Here is a 19791-nt window from a genome sequence, read left to right as displayed (position 1 = left end):
CCCCTGAGCGGAGTCGCAGGCCATGCCAGAAGCATTCGATGCAACCCCGGAATCTGCAAAGCCTGCACCGGCCCTTTCGCGGGTGAACCCGCTCCTACAGGATTGCACTGAACCTGTAGGAGCGGGTTCACCCGCGAAAGGGCCGGCACCGGTAAACCCGTGCCAGACCTACCCCCGCGAACTGCTGGCCCAGGCTCGTCTGCAAGCCACCGACGAACGCCTGCTCGACTGCCTGGAACGCCTGGCCTGCGACACCCCCGACACCTTCACCCAGCGCCTGGGCCTGACCCTGCATTACCCGGTACTCGACAGCCACAGCCTGCTGGCCAGCACCCCACGCTTCGACAAGCTGGCCTTGGCCCAGTGCCTCAAGCGCGAATGTGTGCTGATCGAGCAAGGCGGCCAACTGCTGGGCGTGTTCGCCGACCCCTTCGACCACGCCCGCCTGGCCTGGATCGACGACGTACTGCAAGGCGCGCCGCTTTACCTGGCCCACGCCGCCGACCTGGCCACCTTCCTGGCCCGTCATGAAGAAAGCTTCCACGCAGTCGATGCCCTTGACCACGACGCCGACGCCAGCAGCGAAAGCGACCCGCTGCAACGCCTGTCGCTGGCCAGTATCAGCGAAGACCAGAGCCGCGTGGTCAAGCTGGTCAACTCCACCCTGTACGACGCCCTCAAGCTGCACGCCAGCGACATCCACCTGGGCATGACCGGCCAGGGCCTGACCATCAAGTACCGCATCGACGGCGTGCTCAACGGTGCCGGCAAGGCCAGTGGCAGCGCCTTCGCCGACCAGGTGATCTCGCGCATCAAGGTCATGGCCGAGCTGGACATCGGCGAAAAACGCGTGCCCCAGGACGGCCGCTTCAAGGTGGCCGTGGGCGACCGGCAAATCGACTTTCGGGTGTCGATCATGCCTAGCATCTTCGGTGAAGATGCCGTGCTGCGGGTGCTCGACAAGCAGGACTTGTCCGACCGGGTCAGCGGCGTGCAACTGCAAGCCTTGGGCTTTGCCGACGAAACCTTGCGCGCCCTGCGCCGGTTGGCGGCAGAACCCTACGGCATGATCCTGGTCACCGGCCCTACAGGCAGCGGCAAGACCACCACCCTGTACGCCATGATCAGCGAGATCAACCATGGCGTGGACAAGATCATCACCATCGAGGACCCGGTCGAGTATCAACTGCCCGGCGTGCTGCAGATCCCGGTCAACGAGAAGAAGGGCCTGACCTTCGCCCGCGGCCTGCGCTCGATCCTGCGTCACGACCCGGACAAGATCCTGGTCGGTGAAATCCGTGACCCCGACACGGCCCAGATTGCCGTGCAATCGGCGCTCACTGGCCACCTGGTGTTCACCACCATCCACGCCAACAACGTGTTCGACGTGATTGGCCGCTTCAGCCAGATGCAGGTCGACCCCTACAGCTTCGTTTCTGCGCTCAACGCGGTGCTGGCCCAGCGCCTGATTCGCCTGGCCTGCCCGCACTGCGCCACGCCCTGCGAACACGATGACGACACCCTGTATGGCTCAGGCCTGACCCGCGAGGGGGTGGCCGGCTGGACATTCGTCCGTGTCAAGGGTTGCGGCCAGTGCCGTGGCAGTGGTTACCGCGGCCGCAGTGCCATTGCCGAACTGCTGCACCTGGATGACGACCTGCGGCAAATGATCGTGGAGCGCCGCCCGCTGGCGCAGATCAAGACGCTTGCCTGCCAGCGCGGCCTGCGCCTGCTGCGAGCCTCGGCCCTGGACCTGGTCCGCGATGGCCGTACCACCCTTGAGGAGATCAACCGTGTCACATTCATCTGACCGTTACTGCGCCGTATTGGGCGCCGAGGGTGTCGGCCTGGGTCGCTGGCACAACAATCACCACCAATGGCTGGGCAGCCGCGCGTTCAGCAGCGACGCCACCCAACCGACCTGGGATGCTGCTGTCGACGGGCTGGCGGCACTGCTGGCCGAGCATGCGGTACGTGGCGCCCAGTTGCGGGTGCTGCTGTCGGCCCGCTACAGCCGCTTCTGCCTGGTGCCCTGGAGTGACGCCATCGGCCACCCTCGCGAGCTGGACGCCTATGCCCGCGCTTGCTTCGAAAACCTCTACGGGCAGCCGTTGGACGACTGGCGCATCGTACTGTCACCGGAGCCTGCCGGTGCCGCCCGCATCGCCACGGCGCTGCCCGAAGCCTTGCTGCAGCGGCTGCAGGCACTGGGCCGGGAAAGCCGCCTGAGCCTGCGCTCGGTGCAGCCATACCTGATGGCTGCCTACAACCGTTGCTGGTCACAGCTGGAGCAGGGTGACTTCCTGTTCGTGCTGGCCGAGCCGCGTCGCAGCGTATTGCTACTGGCCGCCGGCGGTGCCTGGCAGCAAGTGCTGGCGCAAGGCTGCGCTGACAGCGACCAGGCCTTGCAAGCACTGATCGAGCGTACCTGTGAGCTGTACGGCGAGCACCTGCCGAGGGTGTACCTGCATGCCCCGGGCCGCTGCGACGTGCCGCAACTGGCGGCCGTGCAATTGTGCCAGCCGGCCAGTGAAGCCGACCCGCTGTGCGCCATGTGGCGGGCGGTGGCCTGACATGCGCCGCCTCGACCTGGAATTCCAGCCACGGCGCAGCGGACCGCTGGTTTGGTCGCTGCTCGTCCTTGCCAGCGCCATGGTCGCCGGCCTGGTGCTGCTGCAGCAACGCTTGCAGACCGAGCAAGTGGCACTGGAAGCCAGCGTCCATAGCCTGGAACTGCAACTGGGCCGCCGCCCGGCCATCGCAGAACCCAAGAACAGCGCTGCCAGCCGGGAGCAGGCTGAGCGCCTGGCACAAATGCGCAGTGTGTCGCAGCAACTGCAACGTCCTTGGCAGCAACTGTTCGCCATGCTTGAAGCCATGCCGCAGGACGACGTCGCGCTGCTCGGTCTGACGCCGGATGCGCGCAAGGGCCAGGTGCGCATTGCCGCCGAGGCGCGCAACCTCGAAGCGATGCTGCAGTACCACCAGCGGCTGGAAGCCAGCGATGAGCTCAGCGACGTGTCGCTGCTCAACCACGAGGTGCTCGCTGCGCGGCCCGAGCACCCGGTGCGCTTCACCCTTACCGCCACCTGGGAGACCGGCCATGCGCGCCCTTGAATCGTTCAGCAGCCTGATCCTCCAGGAGCGCCTGCGCGTTGTCGGCCCGGTAGGCCTGGCTGCCATAGCCGTAGGCCTGCTCGCCATTGGCGTGGGGTGTGCCGGTGTGCTGCCGCAATGGCAAAGCCTACGCGAACTGCGCGCCAGCGAAGCGCAGGCCAGCGTACAGGTAGGGCGTGTCAAGCGGGGTGAGCTGAAGATTGCGGTCCAGCCCGAGCAGCAGGCCCTTGACAGCCTGCGCCAGCAACTGCCCGGTCAGCCCCAGGCCAGCGAGTTGATCGAGCGTCTGTACCGTCTGGCCAGCGCCGAGCGCATCAGCTTGGCCCGCGGTGAATACGCGCTGGGCATCGACCCCAAGACCCAGCTGGCCCGCTACCAGATCGTGCTGCCAGTGCGTGGCAGCTACCCGCAGATTCGCGGCTTTATCAAGGGCCTGCTCAAGCAACTGCCGACGCTGGTGCTGGAAGACCTTGAGCTGCAACGCAAACGCATCGGCGACAGCGAGCTCAATGCCCGCCTGCGCATGACCCTTTACCTGTCGAGGTCATGATGAACACACAACGTGCAGTCATCTGGGCCGGCTTCCTTGGCGTGAGCGCGGCGCTGGCCTGGGCACCGGACCATTGGTTTGGCCAGGACGATGGCGTCGCGGCCTTCGCGGGTAAACCCGCGCCTGCAACAGAAAGCGCTGCGTCCATTGTAGGCGCGGGCTTGCCCGCGAAAGGGCCGGAACAGGCCTCCCGCGACCTGTTCCCAACCCAACAATGGACGCCACCCAAAACCCTGGCCACGGTCACCGAACAACCGGTTATGACCGCACCTGTCGTCGCCGCGGCCCCGACGGCCCCGGAGCTGCCTTTCCAGTTCATCGGCCGCATGGGGGACCGCGACGACCTGCAGGTCTTCCTGCAGAGCGGCGAAAAACTCTACGTCGTGCGCCAAGGCGACGTGATCGAAGACACCTATCGCCTCGATCGGGTATCGGCCAGCGAGCTGAACCTGGTCTACCTGCCTTTGCACCAGTCGCAGACCTTGTCTGTCGGGAGCGCACCATGAAGTCGTCAAAGCTGTGCAAGCCTGCTCCGTTTCTGCTCGTGGCGCTGTGCGTGGCCATTGCCGGTTGCGGCTCCAGTGCGGTTCGCCAGGACAGCGACCAGTTGATGAAAGAGGGCCAGTACGAGGCCGGCATCGCCCGCCTGGAAGAGGCCCTGCGCGACGACCCGCGTGACACAGAGCTGAATATCGCCCTGGCCCACAGCCGCCAGGCGGCTGTCGAGGCCTTGATTACCCAGGCCGACAGCGACCGCGTCCGCCATGACTTCGCCAATGCCCGCATGGGCTATGGCCGGGTGCTCACCCTGGAGCCGAACAACCGCCGCGCCCAGGATGGCATTCGCCAGCTGGAGCTGATCCGTACCCTGGACGAACGCGTAGCGCTTGGTCAGGCGGCGCTGCGCCAGGGCGACCTGTTCGGTGCCGAACGTTACATGCGCGAAGTCTTGCGTCTGGACCCGCAGAACCAGAAGGGCATAACCCTGCGCAGCGACATCGAAAACGTGCAGGCACGCACCGCGCAGCCGTACCCGCAATTACGCAGCAAGCTCGAACGGCCGGTCACCCTGGAGTTTCGCGATGCCAACCTGAAGACCATCTTCGAAGTGCTGTCGCAGGTGGCCGGCATCAACTTCATCTTCGACAAGGACCTGCGCCCGGACATGAAAGCCACCATCTTCGTGCGCGAGGTGCGCATCGAGGACGCGATAGCGCTGCTGCTGGAACAAAACCAGCTGCGCCAGAAGATCGTCAACGACAACACCGTCATGGTCTACCCCGATTCGCCGCAGAAGACCAAGGACTACCAGGAACTGGTCATGCGCACGTTCTACCTGACCAGCATCGACGCCAACACCGCGTTGAACATGGTCAAGACCATGCTCAAGACCCGCGACGTGTTCGTTGACGAGCGCCTCAACACCCTGACCATGCGCGACACGTCGGACGCGGTGCGCATGGCCGAGAAGCTGCTGCAGTCGCAGGACCAGTCCAACCCCGAGGTGGTGCTGGAAGTGGAGGTGATGGAGGTGGCCACCTCGCGCATCCTCGACCTTGGCCTGCAATGGCCGAACACCTTCGGCGTGCTGAGCGACGATGGCAACCCGGTCAGCGTGCTCGACCAGCTCAAGGGCATCAGCTCCAGCCGCATCAGCATTGCGCCGGCGCCGCAGGCCAAGATCAACGCCCAGGACAAAGACATCAACACCCTGGCCAGCCCGGTGATCCGCGTCAGCAACCGCGAGCAAGCGCGCATCCACATCGGCCAGCGGGTACCGATCATCAGCGCCACCTCGGTGCCGTCGACCCAAGGGCCGGTCATTACCGAGAGCGTCACCTACCTGGACGTCGGCCTGAAGCTTGAAGTGCAGCCCACCGTGCACCTGAACAACGAAGTGGCGATCAAGGTGGCGCTCGAGGTCAGCAACGCCACCCCGCTGGAGGCCACCCGCCAGGGCACCATCCCGGTCCAGGTCGACACCCGCAACGCGCAGACCAGCCTGCGCCTGCATGACGGCGAAACCCAGGTGCTGGCAGGCCTGGTGCGCAACGACCACAACGCCAGTGGCAACAAGATTCCCGGCCTTGGCGATATCCCGGGCCTGGGCCGGCTGTTCGGCAGCAACAAGGACGACATGAGCAAGAGTGAGCTGGTGCTGGCGATCACCCCGCGCATCGTGCGTAACCTGCCGTACCAGAGCCCGTCGGACATGGAGTTTTCCACGGGCACCGAGTCGGCCATGCAGGTGCGCCAGATGGCGCCACTGCCGCCGATGGACGTACCCGGTAATGCGCCGACCACCGATGAACCGGTCGTGGACAGCCAGATGGCGGTCGCCCCGGTCAACGGGAGCCCACGGCCATGAATGCGCGGCGTCGCATGCACGGCTTCAGCCTGATCGAGGTGGTGCTGACCCTGGCACTGCTCGGCTTGCTCGCCAGCATGGCCGCGCCGCTGACCGAAACGGTGGTACGCCGCGGCAAGGAGCAGCAACTGCGCGAGGCGCTGTACCAGATTCGCGACGCCATCGATGCCTACAAGCGGGCCTTCGACGCCGGCTACATCGAGAAGCGCGTGGATAGCAGTGGCTACCCGCCGAACCTGCAGGTGCTGGTAGAGGGCGTGCGCGATGTGCGCAGTGCCAAGGGCGCCAAGTTCTACTTCCTGCGGCGCATCCCGCACGACCCGCTGGTGGCGGCAAAGGATGAAGACGAAGGCGGCTGGGGCTTGCGCGCCTACGACAGCAGCCCCGACAACCCGCGCGACGGCGAAGACGTGTTCGACGTGTATTCCAGGGCCCGCGGCAAAGGCCTGAACAATATCCCTTACGGGCAATGGTGACAGCCATGAAACGCAGCAAAGGCTTCACCCTGATCGAACTGCTGGTGGTGATGGCGATCATCGCCACGCTGATGACCATCGCCATGCCGCGCTACTTCAACAGCCTGGAGAGCTCGCGCGAGGCCACCCTGCGTCAAAGCCTGGCAGTGCTGCGCGAAGCGCTGGACCACTACTACGGTGATACCGGCCACTACCCCGATTCGCTGGAACAACTGGTGGAGCAACGTTACCTGCGCAACACACCGGTCGACCCGATCACCGAGCGCAGCGATGCCTGGCAGCTGGTGCCGCCCCCCGAGGGCGTGGCGGGCGGCGTGGCCGATATCAAGAGCGGTGCCACAGGGAGGGCGCGTGATGGCAGCCTCTTCGCTGAATGGTAAGGCCAACGGCGGCTTCACCTACCTGGGTGTGCTGCTGCTGATAGCGGTCAGCAGCGTGGCCCTGGCGGCCACCGGCACGATCTGGGCGAGCGCCGCCCAGCGCGACCGCGAACGCCAGTTGCTGTGGGTAGGCAGCCAGTACGCCCAGGCCCTGCGCAGCTACTACCGCGCATCTCCCGGGCTGGCCCAGTACCCGCAAGACCTGGCCGACCTGCTGCAGGACAACCGTTTCCCGCAGGCCAAACGGCACATCCGCAGGCTTTACCCTGACCCGATCAGCAACAGCGACGAATGGGGCCTGCTGCGCTCGATCGACGGCCGTATCACTGGCGTCTACAGCCGTTCGGACGCCACCCCTTTCAAGCGCAGTGGCTTCAGCGCCGAATGGAGCGGGTTCGAGGGGATGGAGCACTACAGCGACTGGCAGTTCGTCGCCGAGCAGGCCTTTACCGAAAGTGCACGCGGTGTGCAGACGAATGCAGGCCCGGGAGACACGCCATGAAGCGCCTGGCTGCGTTGTGCCTGGGTCTGCTGTTGATGGCAGGGGTGACCACCTGCGCCAGGGCGGGTGCTGAAGACGAGATGCAGGGCTTTATCGTCGACAACACCATCTCGCACATCGGCCACGACTTTTACTACTACTTCGCCGACCGCCTGCGTGCCACCAGCCGTCTGGACTTCAACCTGGTGGTACGCGAACGCCCCGATGCCCGCTGGGGCAGCCTGGTGACGGTGGAGTTCGAGCGTGAAGTGGTGTACCGCCGCTTCCTGCCACCCAATACCACCGAGCTCAAAGACGAGGCCGTCGCCGCTGCCGACCTGGTCAAGCAGCAGATCATTCAACGCAAGCTGCAACGCCTGCTACAGGACACCACCGACTTGGAGAGGGACGAGCTATGAACCACCGCATACCCCGTTGCATTGCCGCCTGCCTGCTGGCCAGCGCCTGTGCCGCCCAGGCCACCGAGCTGGTGTACACCCCGGTCAACCCGGCCTTTGGCGGCAACCCGTTGAACGGCACCTGGCTGCTGAACAACGCCCAGGCGCAGAACGACTACGACGACCCGGACCTCAAGGACCGTGCCTCGGCCTTTACCGGCACCACAGCCCTTGAGCGCTTCAGCAACCAGCTGGAGTCGCGGATGTTGTCGCAGTTGCTGGACAACATCAGCAACGGCAACACCGGCAGCATGGCGACCGATGCGTTTCTCATCGACGTCATCGACGATTCCGGGGCCTTGAGCATCAAGGTCACCGATCGTGCCACAGGAGAAATTTCGATCATTGAGGTCAGCGGCCTGAACCCCTGAGAGGGAAGGGCTTTTATGTTGGGGAGAGAACACCATGAAACGTCTGCTGAGCGCGCTGCTGATCCTCACCGCCCTGGGCCTGCAAAGTGGTTGCAGCCTGCGCGAACCCATGTCGGCCGAACAGGACTCGGAAACCCCGACCCTGACCCCTCGGGCCTCGACCTATTACGACCTGATCAACATGCCACGCCCCAAAGGCCGGCTGATGGCCGTGGTGTACGGCTTCCGCGACCAGACCGGGCAGTACAAGCCGACCCCGGCCAGCTCGTTTTCCACCAGCGTCACCCAAGGCGCGGCCAGCATGTTGATGGACGCCCTGAGTGCCAGCGGCTGGTTCGTGGTGCTGGAGCGTGAAGGGCTGCAGAACCTGCTGACCGAGCGCAAGATCATCCGTGCATCGCAGAAAAAGCCGGATGTGGCGGAGAACATCATGGGCGAGCTACCACCGTTGCAGGCCGCCAACCTGATGCTCGAAGGCGGCATCATCGCCTACGACACCAACGTGCGCAGCGGCGGCGAAGGCGCCCGCTACCTAGGCATCGACATCTCCCGCGAGTACCGGGTGGACCAGGTCACCGTCAACCTGCGCGCTGTGGACGTGCGCACCGGGCAGGTGCTGGCCAACGTGATGACCAGCAAGACCATCTACTCGGTAGGGCGCAGTGCCGGCGTGTTCAAGTTCATCGAGTTCAAGAAGCTGCTGGAAGCCGAGGTGGGGTATACCACCAATGAACCGGCGCAGTTGTGCGTGCTGTCGGCGATTGAATCGGCGGTGGGGCACTTGCTGGCGCAGGGGATCGAGCGGCGGTTGTGGCAGGTGGCGGGGGATCCAGCTGATGGCAAGGCCACGGTGGACAAGTTCTTGAGCCAGAATCTGCAGCCTTGAAGCAGATTCAACGGCACCTGCGCGGTCGATGTGTGGACCTTGTGTCGCGATAATGCAGCCATCCACCGTTGTTCGCCGTTCGTTCCGGCGTGGATTACGAAGATGCGCTGGTGCACCTGTCCACGCTGCTGAAAGGGGCGTTTGCGACCAACCTCAAGGCGCTGGAACTGGCCAAGGGCACCTGCCGTGATCTGTTGTTGAGCAATGACCATGGGTTGGATTCGGCCAAGGCGGTGGTGGAGGCGTTGCTGGATGGGGTTGAGAGGCAGCAGCTGGCTGGGCGGAAGGCGGCGTCGAGTGCCTGACGGGGGTTGGGTATTGGTGATAGCGATCGATATCCCTGATTGACCTCGAGGGCCTCTTCGCGGGCTCGCCCGCTCCCACAGGTATGTGCAGTCCTCAGGCTTGGTGCCAGCCTATGGGAGCGGGCAAGCCCGCGAAGCAGGCGACGCGGTGGATCGCACCGGCAACGCCGGTGATCGTCGGCAAGCCAGCGCCCACAGGGATTGCGCCCGCTTCAAGTAACCTGGCCAGCTACACCCCAATCCATCCACTACCAGATGACGGCCAGCCATTTCTCCCGCACACTGCGGAAAATTCCCAAGCCCGTACCCCGTCACATTGCGGGGCACAGCCGGAGTAGAAAATGGCGCGACAACTTATAACAAACGCCCACGACCCGCTGCACGAATCCCGCGAGGCCCGCCTGAAGCTGGCCAGCGAAGGCGAACTACCGCTGGGCATGCTGCGCGACGAGATCGACGCCTCCTGGCGCCGCAGCCTGGGCCACGGCCTGGACTGCCTGCAGGGCGAACAGGTCGGCCTGGGCCTGGAACAGGGCCATGACCTGCGCCTGCTGCTGGAGCGCAACCGCCTGCTGATCGATGCCGTTACCCCCGAACTCGACTACCTGGTCGCGCGCCAGGGCAAGGCTGGCATCGTCATCCTCGGCGATGCCCAGGCCAACGTGCTGGCCATCGAAGGCCAGAAGCACGTGCTGCAACGCGAAGGCCTGCGCGATCTGCACCCGGGCAGTTGCTGGAGCGAATCGCTGCGCGGCACCAATGCCATCGGCACCGCTGTGGTCGAAGGCCGGCCGACGCTGATCAACTGCGGCGAACATTACCTTGACCGCCTCAGCCCGTTCTCCTGTACTTCCGTGCCACTGCGCGACCCGCGCGGCGAGGTGATCGGCGTGCTCGACATCACCCGCGAAGGGGTGATGGCGCAACCGCAGGACAGCCTGTCGACCCTGATGCTGGCAGCCGGCAACATTGAAAGCCGCCTGTTTGGCCTGTGCCACCCGGACCAGTTGGTGCTGGCCTTCCACAGCCGCCCGCAGTACCTCAACAGTGCCTGGCACGGCCTGTTGGCCCTGAGCCTGGACGGCGAAGTGCTGGCTGCCAACGACAGTGCCTGCCAGCTGTTGCAGGTGCCGCGTCACGAACTGATTGGGCGGCGTAGCACCGACCTGCTGGGCGAACGTTCCCCGGCCTTTATCGCTCGCCTGTGGCAGGGCGGGGTGAGCAGCGTGCAGACCGCCAAGGGCGAGTTCTATTTCCGTGCCCTACAGCTGCCGCGCCATGGCCGGGTAACCCCCAGCCCACCATCCAGCAAGCCGGCCTTGAACAAACAGTCGCCTGCACTCGATGCTCTGGCCGGTGGTGATCAACGCCTGGCGCGCAACCTGCGCATGGCTCGCCAGGGGCTTGGCAATGGTTTACCAGTGTTGCTGCTGGGCGAAACCGGTACCGGCAAGGAAGTGGTCGCTCGGGCCTTGCACCAGGCCAGCCCGCGTGCCGACAAACCGTTTGTGGCAGTCAACTGCGCGGCCATTCCTGAAGGGCTGATCGAGTCCGAGCTGTTCGGCTACCGTGAAGGCGCCTTCACCGGTTCGCGTCGTGGTGGCATGGTCGGGCGGCTGATGCAGGCCCATGGTGGCACGCTGTTCCTCGACGAAATCGGCGACATGCCGCTGGCCCTGCAAGCACGCCTGCTGCGGGTGCTGCAGGAGCGCCGCGTAGCACCCTTGGGGGCGGGTGATGAGCAGGACATCGACGTGGCGCTGATCTGCGCCACCCACCGCGACCTCAAGCGCCTGGTGCAGGAACAACACTTCCGTGAAGACCTGTTCTACCGGGTCAACGGTGTGTCGCTGCGCCTGCCGGCCCTGCGCGAACGTGAGGACCTGGCGGCGATCATCCAGGGCCTGCTGGACAAGGCCGATGCGCGTGGCGTAACCCTCGACCCGGCGTTGACCGCGTTGCTCGAAGGCTTCGACTGGCCAGGCAACATCCGCCAGCTGGAAATGGTGGTGCGCACCGCCCTGGCCATGCGCGAGGATGGCGAGCAGGTGCTGACACTTGATCACCTTACCGACTGCCTGCTGGACGAACTCGCCAGCAGCGCAGCGCCCTCCGGCAGCCTCAAGGACAGTGAACTGGAACAGATCCGCGGTGCTCTGGCGCGCCACCAGGGCAACGTCTCGGCCGCCGCCGAGGCACTGGGTATCAGCCGGGCGACGCTGTACCGCAAGCTCAAGCAGTTGCGCGGCTGACGTGGGCGGCCTGTTCGCAAGGCTGGTGGATTCCAGCGACCCTGTACTCATGCGCCAGGCGTTGGCCTGGCTGTATGGTTTCGTGCGCCCCCATCGGCGTGCCATCGGCCTGTTGCTCAGCTTGTCGCTGGGTGCATCGCTGCTGGCGCTGGCGCAACCCTGGCTGGTCAAGACCCTGATCGATGAGGGGCTGCTGGCCAAGGATTACCAAACGCTTTGGCACATGGCGGCAATCATGATCGGCGCGGGCCTGCTGGGCACTGTGCTGGCTGGGGTCAACCGCTACCTGCATACGCGCTTGTCGGGGCGCATCCTGTTTGCCCTGCGTGACGACCTTTACCGCCATCTGCAGCAATTGTCACCGACCTTCTACGGGCGGCGGCGTATCGGCGACATTCTTTCGCGGCTGGATGGCGATGTGGCAGAGATCCAGCGCTTTGCCGTGGACTCGCTGTTCTCGGCGGTGTCGGCGGTGATCGGCCTGGTGGGCGCGGTGACTTTGATGCTGATGCTGTCGTGGCAGTTGTCCCTGTTGCTGGCGCTGCTGGTGCCGATCGAGGTGCTATGGCTGCGCTGGATGCGGCGCAAGGTGGAGCGCGAAGTGCGCAACTTGCGTGAGCGCTCGGCGGATGTGTCGTCTTTCCTGGTCGAGACCCTGCCGGCGATGAAGTTCATTCAGGCGGCCGGCCAGCAAGGCCGGGAAGCAGGGCGCCTGGACCAGCTTGGGCAAGGTTACATGCGCCAGCTGCTGAAGGTGCAGGTGACCGAATTCTTCACCCAGGCCATCCCCGGCACGCTCACCTCGTGGTGCCGCGCCTGTGCGTTCCTGATCGGCGGCTGGTGGGTGATCCAGGGCACCTGGCAACTGGGCGCGTTGATCGCTTTTTCTACTTACATGGGCATGGCGGTTGGGCCGGTGCAGAGCCTGTTGGGCTTGTACGTGGCGGTGCAGCGCATGGCTGTCAGCCTGGGAAGGGTGATGGAATTGAAGCAGGAAGCGGTAGCGGTACATCAGACCGCCAACCCGCAGCCCATCCCCGATGGCCCCGGCGAGTTACGCCTCGAGGCGCTGAGCTTTGCCCATGAGGGGCGCCAGGGTGCGGTACTGAACAACGTGCAGGTGAGCATCCCGGGTGGCCTGAAAGTCGCCATCAGCGGTGCCTCCGGGGTGGGCAAGTCAACCCTGATCGACCTGCTGCAGCGCTTCTACGACCCGGACGCCGGGCGCATCCTGCTGGACGGCGTCGACCTGCGCGACCTTGACCTGGCTGCGCTGCGCAGGCGAATCGCCGTGGTCAGCCAGGACATCGTGCTGTTCCGTGGCACCCTGGCGCAGAACCTGGCTTATGGCGTGCCCGAGGCCAGCCGTGATGAACTGGAACGGGTGGTGTGCCTGGCGCGGCTGGACAGCCTGGTCGACAGCCTGCCGCTGGGCCTGGATGGCTTGCTGGGCGAGCGCGGCCAGCAGTTGTCCGGGGGGCAGAAACAACGCATCGCCATTGCTCGTGCAGTGTTGCAGGCCCCGGCGATCCTGGTGCTGGACGAGGCCACTTCGGCGGTGGATGAGGCCACCGAACGTGAAGTGATCGCGGCCATCGACCAGCTGTTCGCCGGCCGCACGCGCATCCTGATCAGCCACCGGGCTTCGACCCTGGCCGATGCCGACCTGCATCTGCAACTGCATGACGGCCAGTTGCAGGTACTGGCGCAGGAGGTGATCAAACATGGGCACTGACGTGCGCGTTGGCATCATCGACAGCGGCTGCTCGCCGGAACAGGTCAACGGCTTGCGGGGCGCCCGCCGTTTCTGGCTGGAAGACGGCCAGTTGCGCGAAGGTGAAGTGCTCCCCGACCAGCTTGGGCACGGCAGTGCAGTGCTCGCCAGCTTGCAACACCAGGCCGGTCCTGTGTCGGTGCTGGTAGCCCAGGTGTTCAGTGCCCAGGCCAGCACCAGTGCGTTGCAGGTGGCTGCCGCATTGCTGTGGCTGGTGGAGTCGGGGGCCACGCTGGTCAACCTGAGCCTTGGCTTGCAGCAGGACCGGCCTGTATTGCACCAGGCCTGTGCCGAGGCTTTGGCCGCAGGTGTGGTGTTGTGTGCATCCAGCCCGGCGCAGGGTGGGCCGGTGTTCCCGGCCAGCTACCCAGGCGTCATTCGGGTCACTGGCGATGCCCGTTGTGCACCGGGCCAGTGGTCGTGGCTGGGTACTCGACAGGCGGATTTTGGCGCGTACGTGGGCGCGGGTGAGCGGGCGGGTGCGAGCCTGGGTTGTGCGGCTTTGAGCGGGAAGATTGCCGCCTTGCTGCGTGATGCCCAGGGGATGGACCGCCAGCAGGTGCATGACTGGTTGCGTGAACATGCGGCCTTCAAGGGGCCCGAGCGACGAGGAGCCCGCCATGGCTGAGCTGCGCATTGTGGTGCTGGGCGCCGGCCCTGCGGGTGCCGCCACGGCCATTGGCTTGCGGCGGCTGGGTTACACCGTGACGGTGGTGTCGGAGTGGCGCCGTTTCGCGGCAGTTGAAGGCGTTTCGCAGCGGGTGCTGGAGGGCTTGCGTCATGCAGGCCTTGGCGGGGCCTTGAGCCAGGCGGCCATGCCGGCCACCCGCCAGGTACGCTGGAACGGCCAGCACCTGCAGATGAACCAGGAGTTATTGCTCGACCGGCAACGTTTTGACCAGGCGCTGCGCGAAGACCTTCAGCGCGCAGGCGTGAGTGTGGTCGAGGGGCGGGTGCGTGAGGTCGTGCCGGGGGGCGGTCATCATGTGCGCCTGGACGATGGGCAGGTGCTGACCGCTGATTTCCTGGTCGAGGCCCGAGGCCGTCAGGCGCCCCTGGCCACAGACCGCCTGCGTGGGCCGGAAACGGTCAGCCTGCTCAATGTCTGGCAGGGTAGCCCGGGTGCGCCTGCGTCGGCGGTGGAGAGCCTGGAGGATGGCTGGGCGTGGATGGCACGGCTGGAAGATGGCCGCTGTTACTGGCAAGTCACCCAGGACGCTGCCGGGCTGCCGGGGAAAGCTGGGTTGGCAGCTTACTGCGTGGCGTTGCGGGGCCGCAGCGCGTTGGTAGCCGAGCTGTTCGACGGTCAGGCATTGATACCGGCACAGGTGCATGCACGCAGCAGTACCGCCATTCTGGCGGGTGAATGTGTCGGGCAGGACTGGATCCGGGTGGGGGATGCCGCCATGGCCGTTGACCCGCTGTCGGGCAACGGGATTTTTCAGTCGCTCTCTTCGGCATTGCAGGCGCCGGTGGTGATCAATACGTTGCTGCGCAGGCCTGAGCGGGCCGAGTTGGCGCGGCAGTTTCACCAGCAGCGGGTCGAGCAGCTGTTCTTGCGTTTTGCCCGCATTGGCCGGGATTTCTATGCCCAGGAACAAAGCCGGGTGGGGCAACCGTTCTGGGCCCGGCGCCAGGGTTGGCCGGATGCGCAACCCCTGCATCAGGCGGCTGATTGGCAAGCGGTGCGGGTTGAGCGGCGGCCTGTACTGCGTGATGGGCTGGTGGATGCGGCCGAGGTGGTGGTGACAGCGGATCAGCCGTTGGGGGTGTGGCATTTGCAGGGGGTGGAACTGGCGCCGGTGGTGCGACAAATACGCAGTGGGCGGCCTGTTGAGGCGGTATTGTCGGGGCTTGCGGGTGAACAGCAGAGGAGCGTGCGGCGGTGGCTAAGGGAGCAGGGGTTGGCTTGGTTTGAGACCAGGAGGCGGTAAATCAGCCCTACTGGACACCGCACTTGAGGTTTGGGTCATGGGGGGGCACGTTCACTCTTACAGCCGTCTGATGTTATTGCTTAATGAGTAATTATCCCTGGGATGAAGAGCTAAGGCCTCCGTATTGCCTGGAGAAATTGTCACCGGATGGTAGAGAAATTTCTTATGGTTTTCTGAGCCTGGCTTGAAAGTGTTGGACTCGACAATTTCGATTTCATAGCGGTCAGGGGTATACACCTCACGGACGTGTACGGGGCCCTGATATCCCGTCACAGATGATTGAGTCTTGTTCATGAGTTGTTCCATCATCGAAAGTCCACCGCCATGAGGACGGTTTGCAGAGTAACAGGAGATTAGATGGATGGGTTGTTGGGAAGCATCGATGCCCAGCTCATCGTTGAGGGCCGCTAGCATCTTGGTACCCGATATCAGGTTACCCCGACTCATCTGAATTTTTCCTGGTGCTCCATGCCCGTAGATGTTCAAGACGAGCCCGGTGGGACTTGACAGGTCCGAGGTCCAGAAAACTGCAAGATCATCCAACCTCGCAGCCCAGCCTTCATAGCTAAAGGCTATTTTTCCGATACCGATGGGTTGATGCCCGGAAGGGTCTCGTAAGTTTATGGGGTCGCCCAACACGTAGGTATAGGCATTAATTCCACCCCGATCGAATGGAGCATCATGATCGGGACTTTGGAATCGCATAATAACCGGATTGTATAGCCTGTAGCCGTTGCCCAGAAGATAATTTCCCGTGAGTGTATCGCGGTATTCTCCTTTGAATCCGAAATGGATGGGGTTTTTCAGTCCGTCATGGCCATAAGGGGAATAGGCGATAGCTCTGCGTTCATGTTCAAAAACGGAGTTGGCCACGTCTGTTGGCATTAACGATGTACGCGGCAGCAAACCTGATTGCTGCAGTGCGAGCAGTTGCTCGCCCTGGCGAAAAGCTGTACGGGCAGTGGTTTTCTCGATGCAGCTATGTTGATGTGCGCCTTGATAAAAAAATCTCATGTCAATCTCCGGTTCTCTCAGAAAATCATCCATGGGAGATGAATGATGTGCAGCTTGAGAGACAAGAAGCTACTGGCAAAATTGACAGGGTCTATGGAGGCATTGCTTGCTGAAGCTCAGACCCCACTCGTTCGTGGCTCGATCAATACATTCACCCCGGTTGATTGTCGAGTGTTAAATTGCTACCTACATTGCCCGAAGATATTAAAGTCTGGGCGCGACAAGGCGGACCACGAGCGTATTACCCAATATATGGGGGGCTTCCTCGCGGTGTGCCGGTCAGGTACTGCAAGATGAAAAGTATGAGCAAAAAATTGGCGAGCCATTACGCTTGAGCGCCTGGTTTGGCAGATGTGCTGATGGGCCGCAAAGCGGCCCGGGATTTCTAATCAGAAAAAGGTCCCGACAATCAACTGCAAGTAAGTCCCGGTATCCCGCCCACCCAGCTGCGTACCGCCATTGGCCGCACTGCGCTCCGGTTTGTAGAACCCCACCACCGGGCTGATCAGCAGGTGGTCGTTGACCATCCATTCCACATACAGATCCAGCTCGCGCCCGCCGAGGTTGCCCTGGTCGGTGTCCAGCGTGTCGAAGTCGAAGTACAGCGCGCCGACGGTCAGGTTGTCCCGTGGCTTGCCCTTCAGCGCTACATGGTGCACTTGGCTGTTCTTGTTGAACGGACCGGCATAGTTGGCTGCCACTTCACCCTGGAACCAGGTGCCGTAACCCCGGCTGAGGCCATAGAACAGCGGGTCGAAGCCTTCGGAGAAGCGGCTGTAGCGGTAGGTGGCGGTGGGTGACCAGGGCAGTTGGGAGAAGGTCCAGTTGCCCTCCAGGTACCAGGCATTCTCGCGCCCGCCGGTCTTGTCCTGGGTCACGTACTCGGCGGCCAGCTCCAGGTCTTTGACGCCCAGGTTGCCGCGCCCGCGCAGGCTGGCGGTGTCCATGCCGTCGCGGTGTTCCAGGCCCATGATCTGCGCGTAGCGCTGGTCCACGTCGAGGCCGCGGATCCAGCTCAGGCCGACGGTACCGGTATCGGCGACGTGCTCCAGGTTGGCGACCGCCAGGGAAGTGTTGGCCTGGTAATGGTTGTCGGACTTCAACCACATCAGGTCACCGCGCCAGCCCTGGTTGCCACCCAGGCGCAGCACGGCGGTGCGGTCGAAGGCCTTGCGTGCGGCCAGGTAGTAGGCACCGCCGCGATCGAAGTTGGCCCCCAGGTCGACCTTGCCCAGGTTGACCGGGTCACCCTGGATCAGGAAACCATCACCCAGGGTGACGACCTGGCGGCCACCGGAAATGTCCACGCCATCTTCGCCCAGCGCCGGGAACAGGTTGGCCGAGCGCCAGCCCAGGTACAAGTCCTCGATGGCGGTACGGCGTTCGTCGCCCAACGTCAGGCCGGCGGCGTCGCCATCGCCCCAGGTGGCGGAACTGAGCAGGCTGAAGGCGCCGTAGAGGGGGCCGCTATCGGCCAGGGTCTGGCTGCCGCTGAGGCCGTATTTGACGTAGCCTTCCTGCCAGGCGGTGCTGCCGGGTTGGCGGTTGCCGGCCTGGTTGAAGCTTTCGTCGCTGTGGAAGACGCCGAACAGGGCTTCGAGGTTGGCGTTGAGGGTGGTGCCATCGTGGTTGTACAGCTCGTAGGCTTGGCTGGCGGGGGCGGTTAACAGCAGGGCCAATGTGCAGGCGAGTGTGTGCCTCATGGGTTTGCTCCATGGTTTTTATTGTTGTTTTTGTGTCGCCTGTACCGGCCTCTTCGCGGGTGAATCCGCGCCCACAAGGCACGTGATACCGGGTGTAGGAGCGGGTTTACCCGCGAAGAGGCCGGTACAGGAAAAAGGATCAGAGCTTGATCAACACCGATTTCAGCTCGGTGTAGTGCTCGATGGCCGCTGAACCCATCTCACGACCAACGCCAGACATCTTGTAGCCACCAAACGGCAGCGCCGGGTCCAGCGCGCTGTGGCAGTTGACCCACACCGAGCCGGACTTGATGCGCGGGATCATGCGGTGCACAGCGGCCAGGTCGTTGGACCAGATACTTGCACCCAGGCCATAGGGATTGTCGTTGGCCATGCCGATCACTTCGTCGATGTCATCGAATGGCATCGCCACCAGCACCGGCCCGAATATTTCTTCCTGTACCAGGCGGTGACGCTGGTCCACATCGACAATCACCGTCGGCTTGACGAAGTAACCAGGCCCGAAACCTTCACCCCCGCAGGCGATGGTGGCGCCCAGTTCGCGGCCGAGCTCGATGTAGCCGGTGACGCGGTCCTGCTGCTTGGCTGAAATCAGCGGGCCCATCTGCACCGTCGGGTCCAGCCCGTTGCCCAGCTTCATGGCATTGGCAATCCCGGCGATGTCGGCCACCACATTGTCGAAGTGCTTGCGGTGCACATACAGCCGCGAGCCTGCGCAGCACACCTGGCCCTGGTTGAAGAAGATCGCCGTGGCCGCACCGGCTGCGGCTTCCTGCAGGTTGGCGTCGGGCATGACGATGGTCGGCGACTTGCCGCCCAGTTCCAGGGTGACGCGGGTCATGTTGTCCATGGCCGCCTTGCCGATCAGCTTGCCGACTTCGGTGGAGCCGGTGAAGGTCAGTTTATCTACGCCGGGATGGCGGCTGAGCGCGGCGCCGGCGTTCAGGCCGGTACCGGTAACCACGTTGAACACGCCGGCTGGGTAGCCGGCCTCGTCGACCAGCTCGGCCAGCTTGAGCACGCTCAGTGGGGTTTCATCGGCAGGCTTGAGCACCACCGTGCAGCCGGTGGCCAGTGCCGGGCCGAGCTTCCAGCAGGCCAGCAGCAGTGGGAAGTTCCAGGCAACGATGGCGCCCACCACGCCCACTGCCTCGCGGCGCACGAAGCCGTGGAACTGGTCGTTAGGCATCAGCGGCATGGACGCTTCGACGGTGCTACCCTCGATCTTGGTGGCCCAGCCCGCCATATAGCGCAGGAAGTCGATGGCCAGTTGCACGTCCATCACCTGGGCCACGGCGGCGCTCTTGCCATTGTTCAGGCATTCCAGTTCGGCCAGCTGGCGCGCATCGCGCTCCATCAGGTCGGCCAGGCGCCACAGCAGGTTCTGCCGCTCGCGCGGGCGCATGCGGCTCCAGGGCGAGTCGTCGAAGGCCTGGCGCGCAGCGCGCACGGCGCGGTCGACATCTTCGGCCTCGGCGGCCGGCACTTCACCCAGCACTTCGCCGGTGGCCGGGTTGCGGAACGACAGGGTGCGACCGCTGGCGGCGTCCTGCCAGTCGGCACCGATGCGCATCTTCAGCTTGCGTTCGAGAAAGGCGCGGGTGGCGGGCAGGATGGGCAGTTCGGAAAGCATGGGGCTGTGCCTCTTGTCATTGGATGTGACGGGCACTGGCGCAATGGCCGTGCCAACCTGGGCAGATGGCGGCAAAGCGTTGTGGGCGC

20 protein-coding genes are annotated in these 19791 nt (G+C 64.2%); 17 read left to right on the top strand and 3 right to left on the bottom strand.

Annotated elements, in window-relative coordinates:
• The first annotated feature begins 22 nt into the window (after positions 1-22).
• The 17 genes from ACZ889_RS20380 to qhpG all read left to right on the top strand — a co-directional run bounded on the left by ACZ889_RS20380 (position 23) and on the right by qhpG (position 15352).
• Positions 23-1810, top strand: a complete 1788-nt coding sequence (locus tag ACZ889_RS20380; RefSeq protein WP_476257755.1) for a GspE/PulE family protein — start codon at positions 23-25, stop codon at positions 1808-1810.
• Positions 1794-2573 carry a hypothetical protein gene (locus ACZ889_RS20375; protein WP_004577514.1) on the top strand — a complete coding sequence of 260 codons (780 nt, stop codon included), beginning with the start codon at positions 1794-1796 and terminating at the stop codon, positions 2571-2573. The genes ACZ889_RS20380 and ACZ889_RS20375 overlap by 17 nt, the downstream gene beginning before the upstream one ends.
• 1 nt (position 2574) lies before the next feature.
• On the top strand, positions 2575-3117 hold the full coding sequence (locus ACZ889_RS20370) for a pilus assembly protein (protein WP_180689856.1): 543 nt from the start codon (positions 2575-2577) through the stop codon (positions 3115-3117).
• Positions 3104-3667, top strand: a complete 564-nt coding sequence (gene pilO, locus ACZ889_RS20365; protein WP_476257754.1) for a type 4a pilus biogenesis protein PilO — start codon at positions 3104-3106, stop codon at positions 3665-3667. The genes ACZ889_RS20370 and pilO overlap by 14 nt, the downstream gene beginning before the upstream one ends.
• Positions 3667-4173 carry a hypothetical protein gene (locus tag ACZ889_RS20360; protein WP_180689858.1) on the top strand — a complete coding sequence of 169 codons (507 nt, stop codon included), beginning with the start codon at positions 3667-3669 and terminating at the stop codon, positions 4171-4173. Before pilO ends, ACZ889_RS20360 begins: the two co-directional genes overlap by 1 nt.
• Complete coding sequence (locus ACZ889_RS20355; protein WP_180689859.1) at positions 4170-6035, top strand: secretin N-terminal domain-containing protein; 1866 nt, start codon at positions 4170-4172, stop codon at positions 6033-6035. Before ACZ889_RS20360 ends, ACZ889_RS20355 begins: the two co-directional genes overlap by 4 nt.
• Positions 6032-6511: a type II secretion system protein gene (locus ACZ889_RS20350; RefSeq protein WP_003247963.1), complete on the top strand. Its 480-nt coding sequence runs from the start codon at positions 6032-6034 to the stop codon at positions 6509-6511. Before ACZ889_RS20355 ends, ACZ889_RS20350 begins: the two co-directional genes overlap by 4 nt.
• A 5-nt stretch (positions 6512-6516) precedes the next feature.
• Positions 6517-6891, top strand: a complete 375-nt coding sequence (locus tag ACZ889_RS20345) for a type II secretion system protein (protein WP_003247965.1) — start codon at positions 6517-6519, stop codon at positions 6889-6891.
• Positions 6866-7393 (top strand): type II secretion system protein, encoded by a 528-nt coding sequence (locus ACZ889_RS20340; RefSeq protein ID WP_003247967.1) that lies wholly within the window; start codon positions 6866-6868, stop codon positions 7391-7393. The genes ACZ889_RS20345 and ACZ889_RS20340 overlap by 26 nt, the downstream gene beginning before the upstream one ends.
• Entirely contained in the window at positions 7390-7791 is a 402-nt protein-coding gene (gene csgE, locus ACZ889_RS20335; RefSeq protein WP_010954337.1) for a curli production assembly/transport protein CsgE, read from the top strand. Before ACZ889_RS20340 ends, csgE begins: the two co-directional genes overlap by 4 nt.
• Positions 7788-8201 (top strand): curli assembly protein CsgF, encoded by a 414-nt coding sequence (locus tag ACZ889_RS20330; RefSeq protein WP_003247970.1) that lies wholly within the window; start codon positions 7788-7790, stop codon positions 8199-8201. The genes csgE and ACZ889_RS20330 overlap by 4 nt, the downstream gene beginning before the upstream one ends.
• A 34-nt stretch (positions 8202-8235) precedes the next feature.
• Complete coding sequence (locus ACZ889_RS20325; protein ID WP_047603817.1) at positions 8236-9087, top strand: CsgG/HfaB family protein; 852 nt, start codon at positions 8236-8238, stop codon at positions 9085-9087.
• A 68-nt stretch (positions 9088-9155) separates the two neighbouring features.
• Positions 9156-9392 (top strand): hypothetical protein, encoded by a 237-nt coding sequence (locus tag ACZ889_RS20320; RefSeq protein ID WP_029380666.1) that lies wholly within the window; start codon positions 9156-9158, stop codon positions 9390-9392.
• 341 nt (positions 9393-9733) lie between these two features.
• Positions 9734-11644: a sigma-54-dependent Fis family transcriptional regulator gene (locus ACZ889_RS20315; RefSeq protein ID WP_180689862.1), complete on the top strand. Its 1911-nt coding sequence runs from the start codon at positions 9734-9736 to the stop codon at positions 11642-11644.
• A 1-nt stretch (position 11645) separates the two neighbouring features.
• Positions 11646-13379 carry an ABC transporter ATP-binding protein gene (locus ACZ889_RS20310; protein WP_476257753.1) on the top strand — a complete coding sequence of 578 codons (1734 nt, stop codon included), beginning with the start codon at positions 11646-11648 and terminating at the stop codon, positions 13377-13379.
• Positions 13369-14046 carry a subtilisin-like serine protease QhpE gene (qhpE, locus tag ACZ889_RS20305; RefSeq protein WP_476257752.1) on the top strand — a complete coding sequence of 226 codons (678 nt, stop codon included), beginning with the start codon at positions 13369-13371 and terminating at the stop codon, positions 14044-14046. Before ACZ889_RS20310 ends, qhpE begins: the two co-directional genes overlap by 11 nt.
• Positions 14039-15352 (top strand): flavin-dependent monooxygenase QhpG, encoded by a 1314-nt coding sequence (qhpG, locus tag ACZ889_RS20300; protein WP_476257751.1) that lies wholly within the window; start codon positions 14039-14041, stop codon positions 15350-15352. The genes qhpE and qhpG overlap by 8 nt, the downstream gene beginning before the upstream one ends.
• A gap of 57 nt (positions 15353-15409) precedes the next feature.
• On the opposite strand, the gene ACZ889_RS20295 is transcribed toward qhpG, so the two are convergent.
• From ACZ889_RS20295 to ACZ889_RS20285, 3 genes are all read right to left on the bottom strand, one after another.
• On the bottom strand, positions 15410-16366 hold the full coding sequence (locus ACZ889_RS20295) for an RHS repeat-associated core domain-containing protein (protein ID WP_054888986.1): 957 nt from the start codon (positions 16364-16366) through the stop codon (positions 15410-15412).
• Positions 16367-16755: 389 nt separating this feature from the next.
• Entirely contained in the window at positions 16756-18069 is a 1314-nt protein-coding gene (locus ACZ889_RS20290) for an alginate export family protein (protein WP_476257750.1), read from the bottom strand.
• 139 nt (positions 18070-18208) lie between these two features.
• Positions 18209-19702: an aldehyde dehydrogenase family protein gene (locus tag ACZ889_RS20285; protein WP_180689866.1), complete on the bottom strand. Its 1494-nt coding sequence runs from the start codon at positions 19700-19702 to the stop codon at positions 18209-18211.
• Positions 19703-19791 lie beyond the last annotated feature (89 nt).

Source organism: Pseudomonas sp. TE3895 (assembly GCF_056278855.1).
This window is presented reverse-complemented; position numbering and strand designations above follow the sequence as displayed.